6 protein-coding genes and 1 pseudogene are annotated in these 5,499 nt (G+C 71.1%); 6 read left to right on the forward strand and 1 reads right to left on the reverse strand.

The window, feature by feature from the left end; genetic code table 11:
* Positions 1 to 304 precede the first annotated feature (304 nt).
* Entirely contained in the window at positions 305 to 475 is a 171-nt protein-coding gene (locus tag FV223_RS30600) for a hypothetical protein (RefSeq protein WP_187274656.1), read from the reverse strand.
* A gap of 376 nt (positions 476 to 851) precedes the next feature.
* Here FV223_RS30600 and FV223_RS18935 point away from each other — a divergent pair, with 376 nt between their 5' ends.
* The 6 genes and pseudogenes from FV223_RS18935 to FV223_RS18960 all read left to right on the forward strand — a co-directional run.
* Positions 852 to 2,309, forward strand: coding sequence for a saccharopine dehydrogenase NADP-binding domain-containing protein (locus FV223_RS18935; RefSeq protein WP_147728458.1), 1,458 nt, complete (start codon positions 852 to 854; stop codon positions 2,307 to 2,309).
* A gap of 71 nt (positions 2,310 to 2,380) precedes the next feature.
* Positions 2,381 to 2,941: a Uma2 family endonuclease gene (locus tag FV223_RS18940; RefSeq protein ID WP_147728459.1), complete on the forward strand. Its 561-nt coding sequence runs from the start codon at positions 2,381 to 2,383 to the stop codon at positions 2,939 to 2,941.
* 74 nt (positions 2,942 to 3,015) lie between these two features.
* Positions 3,016 to 3,582: a Uma2 family endonuclease gene (locus FV223_RS18945; protein ID WP_147728460.1), complete on the forward strand. Its 567-nt coding sequence runs from the start codon at positions 3,016 to 3,018 to the stop codon at positions 3,580 to 3,582.
* Positions 3,583 to 3,606: 24 nt separating this feature from the next.
* Entirely contained in the window at positions 3,607 to 3,948 is a 342-nt protein-coding gene (locus FV223_RS18950) for a hypothetical protein (RefSeq protein WP_147728461.1), read from the forward strand.
* Positions 3,945 to 4,817, forward strand: a complete 873-nt coding sequence (locus FV223_RS18955) for a DUF1206 domain-containing protein (protein WP_244030826.1) — start codon at positions 3,945 to 3,947, stop codon at positions 4,815 to 4,817. The genes FV223_RS18950 and FV223_RS18955 overlap by 4 nt, the downstream gene beginning before the upstream one ends.
* Before the next feature lie 51 nt (positions 4,818 to 4,868).
* Positions 4,869 to 5,499: pseudogene (locus FV223_RS18960) on the forward strand (capsular biosynthesis protein); the annotation flags it as partial.

Raw genomic sequence — 5,499 nt, forward strand, 5'->3', positions numbered from 1 at the left:
GCGGTCTGGCCGGCCGGCGTCGCCTTCGGGGCCGGCTTCGGCGCGGGCGGGCGCGGCTTCGGCTTGACCTTCGGCGCGGCCTCGGGCTGAGCCTCCGGCGCCTCTTCCTGTGCGGCGCACGGGACTGTGCCGATCGACAGCGCGATCAGGACGGCGGCGAGGATCGCGGGACGGCGGGATGCGCGGATCGGCGACATGCGAAGAACGGCCCCCCCGGCCGATGTGGCGTTGAGGAAGCCGCCTAGCGGTCAAGCCGAGGCTGCGCAATCCGGTGCCGGTGGATTCGACCGGCGCCGCAACAGGATCAAGCGTGCGGCAGCGTCTCGGCGGCGCGGGCGCAACGCCGCTCGAAGGCGCTGCGGCCCTCGCGCCGGAGGACCCGCACGACCGTGAAGGCGAGGGTCAGGAAACCGGGATCGCGGTCCTGCGGCTCGTCGGCGGGTACCGGAACGCGGGCGGTGAGGACGGACAGCATGGCGGACTCCGTTCGATCGATGATCCGGCACGGATCGTGGTCGATTTCGCAGTGCAGCATGAGAGCGTTGTGCGATGCACGCAACATGAGGTTTGGTGGGGCTCGCATGCAGTCATCGCATGCCGCGGCAACACTTCGTCAACGACTCTGCTCGCCGCGCAGGCGTTGCGCGGTTGACCCTCACGGCACGAGGCGGCACTAGGGCCGGACATACCCTGCGCCGCGATCGATCGCCGACCGGGATCGGCGCCCGGGCCGGGGGGCCGTCGCGGACGTCCGTTCGCGGACGAGCCCGGCCTGTCGCCCCATCGTCACATCGGCCGCCTAACCCGAGCCGCCCCTGCGCGCCGCGCACATCCGAAGGACCGCCCGAGCCATGACCGACACGCCGAACCAAGGGCCGAACAGAGGGCCGATCCACGGTCGCATCAGCGGACCCATCGTGATGATCGGGTTCGGATCGATCGGTCGCGGCACGCTTCCGCTCATCGAGCGCCATTTCGAATACGACCGTGCCCGCTTCACCGTGATCGATCCGGATGATTCGCACCGGTCTCTCGCCGACAAGCACGGCCTGCGCTTCGAGACGGTCGCGCTGACCCGCGAGAATTATCGCGACGTGCTCACGCCCCTTCTCACCGAGGGCGGCGGCCAGGGCTTCTGCGTCAACCTCTCGGTCGACACCTCGTCGCGCGCGATCCTGGAGCTGTGCCGCGAGCTCGGCGCCCTCTACATCGACACCGTCGCCGAGCCGTGGCCGGGCTTCTACTTCGACAAGGAGAAGAGCCAGGGCGACCGCACCAACTACGCGCTGCGGCAGGACATCCTGGACGCGCGCACCGCCAGCCCCGGCGGCACCACCGCGGTCTCGTGCTGCGGCGCCAATCCCGGCATGGTCTCGTGGTTCGTCAAGCAGGCGGTGCTGAACATCGCGAAGGACACCGGCGTGACCACGCCCGAGCCGAAGTCCCGCGCCGAATGGGCCGCGCTGATGCGCGAGGTCGGCGTCAAGGGCGTCCACATCGCCGAGCGCGACACCCAGCGCGCCAAGCATCCGAAGCCGCAGGGCGTGTTCGTCAACACCTGGTCGGTCGAGGGCTTCGTCTCGGAGGGCAACCAGCCGGCCGAGCTCGGCTGGGGCACGCACGAGACCTGGATGCCCGAGAACGCCCGCGAGCAGGAGAAGGGCTCGCGCTGCGCGATCTACCTGCTCCAGCCCGGCGCCGACACCCGCGTGCGCTCGTGGACCCCGACTGCGCAGTCGCAGTTCGGCTTCCTCGTGACCCACAACGAGGCGATCTCGATCTCGGACTACTACACGGTTCTCGAGGGCGAGCGCGCGGCCTACCGCCCGACCTGCCACTACGCCTACCACCCGGCCAACGACGCCGTGCTGTCGCTCCACGAGATGTTCGGCAATGCCGGCAAGGTGCAGGAGAAGCACCACATCCTCGACGAGAACGAGATCGAGGACGGCATCGACGAGCTCGGCGTGCTGCTCTACGGCCACAAGAAGAACGCCTACTGGTACGGCTCGCAGCTCTCGATCGAGGAGACGCGCCGGATCGCGCCCTACCAGAACGCCACCGGCCTTCAGGTGACCTCGGCGGTGCTCGCCGGCATGGTCTGGGCGCTGGAGAACCCCGAGGCCGGCATCGTCGAGGCCGACGAGATGGACTTCCGCCGCTGCCTCGAAGTCCAGACCCCGTATCTCGGCCCCGTCGTCGGCGTCTACACCGACTGGACGCCGCTGGCCGGCCGCCCGGGCCTGTTCCCGGAGGACATCGACGCCAGCGACCCCTGGCAGTTCCGCAACGTGCTCGTGCACGGCTGAACCCGAGCGTCCGCGCCGTTGCGGACCGGCCCCGGACTGCTACCATCGCGGCCTCACCGGAGGAGGCCGCGATGGCCGTTGCCCGACGACGCGACGCGCGCATGGGCGTCGCCGAATACCAGGATTGGGTCGCGTCCAAGCCGGACGACCAGCGCTGGGAGCTGCTCAACGGCGTACCGACGCTGATGTCGCCGACGAGCGGGCGTCACCAGCGCATCGTCGCGAACCTGGTCCGGCGCCTCGACGAACTCGCCGAGCGCAGGGGCTGCAGCGCCCTCCCCGGCCTCGCCGTGCTCAGCGCGGAGATGGACGACTTCGCGCCGATCCCCGACATCGTGGTCCAGTGCGGCCCGCTGCCCCGCGACGGCTACACCCGCGACCCGCTGCTCGTCGCCGAGGTGCTGTCCCCCTCGACGATGAGCATGGATCGCGGCCGCAAGACCGATTTCTTCCGCACGGTCGCGGCGCTGCAGGTCTTCCTGATCGTCTATCAGGACGATGCCCGGGTCGAGGTCTGGCGGCGCGACGCCGGATGGGCGATGCGGATGCTGGGACGGGGCGACGTGATCGACCTGCCCGAGCTCGGCGGCACGCTCGCTGTAGCCGACATCTACGCCCGGGTGGAATTCTGAACGCCCGCGGCTGACGCCGGTCGCGGGCGGACCCATCTATGGTACGCTCGCCCAGGCAGTTCGGAGAGGCCCGCATGGCAGTCGCGGCGAAGCGGGACGACCGCATGAGCGTCCCGGACTACCGGGCTTGGGTCGCCGGCCGCCCGGACGACGAGCGCTGGGAACTGCTCGACGGCGAGCCGGTGCTGATGTCGCCACCGACCGAGCGGCACCAGACCATCGTCTCCAACCTCATCCGTCGCCTCGGCGACCTCGCCGATGTGCGGGGCTGCCGCGTCGTCCCCGGCATCGCGGTCGTCGGCCGGGACATGGACGACTTCGCGCCGATCCCCGACGTGGTGGTGCGTTGCGGCCCGATGCTGCCGGACGGCTACGCGTCCGATCCCATCCTCGTCGCGGAGGTGCTGTCCCCCTCGACGATGAGCGCCGACCGCGGCCGCAAGACCGACTTCTACCGTGCCGTCGAGAGCCTGCAGGTCTTCCTGATCGTGTATCAGGACGAGCCGCGGGTGAAGGTCTGGCGCCGGCAGGAGGGCGACGCCCGGCGCAAGCAGGCGCTCGGCCTCGACGGCGCGATCGAGCTTCCCGAGTTCGGCAGCGCCTCGCCCGTCGCAACCGTCTTCGCCGGTCTGTCGTTCTAGCCAACACCCACCAGGTCGCAGCCCTTGCCCCATTTCGAAGACTTCTACGCCGACAAGCTGCGCGGCGGCCTCGGCGTCACCGATGCGGAATCGGTGATGGACCTGCGCGGCGCCAACCGGGCGACCGCGGAGGCGTCGCTGAACGAGATGCTGGAGCGGAGCCGCTTCGCCAAGGGCAAGACCGTGGCGATCCGCCTCGATCCGCCGCCTGAGGGCGGCGGCGAGACCCTGTTCCAACCGGCGGGCCGCCTGCTGCTGGACGCCAAGCGCCGCGGCCTCGTCGACCGGTTGCAGACGCTCCCGGCCGGGGACGGGCTCGGGTTCTACGTGGCGCTGGCCGGGAAGCCGCAACGCGAGCCGGCGTGACCGGCTCGGCCCAAGGTCCGTCCACCGTGTTCGCCGGGCGCAACACCATCGAGCGGCTGGCGCGCTTCGGGTTCTGCGCCCGCGGCGCGGTCTACTGCGTCGTCGGCGTGCTGGCGGTGCTCGCGGCGGTCGGGGCCGGCGGCAAGGCCGGCGACAGCGAGAACGCGCTCCGCTTCGTGCTGCTCGGACCCCTCGGCCCCTGGATCGTCGGCCTGATCGCCCTCGGGCTCTGGGGCTTCGCCGCCTGGCGCCTCGTCGAGGCGGTGACCGACGCCGACCGGCGCGGCACCTCGCCCAAGGGGCTCGTGGTGCGGGGCGCCCACCTCGTCAGCGCGGGCATCTATGCCGGCCTCGGGCTCACGGCCGCGAGCCTCGCCCTCGGGCTCGGCCTGCAGTCGGACGGCGACGGCCTGCAGGACTGGACCGCGTGGCTGCTGGCCAAACCCTTCGGCCGCTTCGCCGTGGCGCTGATCGGCCTCGGCGTCGCCGGCGGCGGCGTCGGCTTCCTGGTCAAGGCCGTTCGCGGCGACGTGACCGAGCGCCTCGCCCTCGACGCGGCGCGCCAGGCCTGGGCGGAGCCGGTCGGCCGGTTCGGCTACGCGGCCCGCGGCATCGCGTTCCTGATCATCGGCGGCTTCGTCGTTGTCGCGGCCTGGTATCAGGCCTCGTCGGAGGTGAAGGGCCTGTCCGGGGCGTTCCAGGCCCTGCGCGCCCAGCCCTACGGCCGGATCCTGCTCGCGATCGTCGCGGCCGGCCACGTGGCGTTCGGGGCCTTCGGCCTGATCCAGGCCCGCTATCGCCGGATCGACGCGCCCGACATCGACCAGGCCGACGATGCGGTGGCGCGGGCCGTCCGCCCGACCGGCTGACCGATCGCGTTGACACCGCCCGAGGCGGAGCCGATACCGCCGCGGAACATCATGCAGCAGCGCACCTACAAGACCGCGGTGATGGTGGTCCACGATCTCGTGGCGACCGCGCTGGCCGTGGTCCTCACCTTCGTGTTCCGCTTCACCGGCGACGCCCTCGCCGAACGCGTGCACGCGCTTCCCGTCCTGCTGCCGCCGTTCCTCGTCGTCGCCGGCCTCGTCTACGGACGGTTCAGGCTCTACCGCACCAAGTGGCGCTTCGCCTCCCTGCCCGATCTCGCCGGCATCGTTCGCGCCGCGAGCGTGCTCGCCTTCGGGCTGCTGGTGCTCGACTACGTCCTGGTCTCGTCGGACCTGTACGGGTTCTACTTCTTCGGCAAGATCGCCATCGTCCTGTACTGGGTGCTACAGATCTTCCTGCTCGGCGGCACGCGCCTCGCCTTCCGCTACCTGAAATACGCCCGCTCCAAGCAGTCGAGCGCGCGCTCGGCCACGGTGCCGACGCTGCTGCTCGGCCGCGGTGCCGACATCGAGACGCTGCTGCGCGCGATCGAATCCGGCTCGGTGCGCAAGCTCGCGCCGAAGGGCATCCTCTCGCCGCGCGCCGACGAGGCCGGGCAGACGATGCGCGAGGTCGCCGTGCTCGGCGGTTTCGCCGACCTGGAGCGGGTCGTCGGCGACC

Source organism: Methylobacterium sp. WL116, from assembly GCF_008039455.1.
Classification (GTDB): domain Bacteria; phylum Pseudomonadota; class Alphaproteobacteria; order Rhizobiales; family Beijerinckiaceae; genus Methylobacterium.